Origin of the sequence: Chryseobacterium sp. SIMBA_028, from assembly GCF_046535285.1 — a bacterium.
In the GTDB taxonomy this organism is placed as follows: domain Bacteria; phylum Bacteroidota; class Bacteroidia; order Flavobacteriales; family Weeksellaceae; genus Chryseobacterium.
Genome location: NZ_JAWRWZ010000124.1, coordinates 1 through 323 on the forward strand (window position 1 = coordinate 1; position 323 = coordinate 323).

1 protein-coding gene is annotated in these 323 nt (G+C 31.0%); it reads right to left on the reverse strand.

The features are described from left to right. Positions 1 to 176 (reverse strand): bacteriocin-like protein (locus tag SCA31_RS22825; RefSeq protein WP_410699326.1); only part of this gene is annotated, 176 nt, incomplete at its 3' end. Positions 177 to 323 lie beyond the last annotated feature (147 nt).

Below are 323 nucleotides of genomic sequence, written 5' to 3' on the forward strand. Positions count from 1 at the left end.
TAAGGGTGAGGAACTACCGGTCTGCATCCACATAAGCAGTCATCCTGGCCTGTCATATCATCACATATGCCATATGAATCACATCTGTAAATGTATCCAACTTTACAGTTGGGAACACTTCCAGCTCCCTTTACTTGTCTTAATTGTTCCCTCGAAATCTTTTTTAGATTTTTCATAGTAATTGTTTTATTTGTTGAATTCTAAATATAACAATATTCCCTATACGAAGACTTATTTTTATGCTTTTTAATAAAATCTTAACTTTTTATCAAATTGATTACTGTTCTATCATTTGATTGGTGAAAAATATAAGAATTACTTAC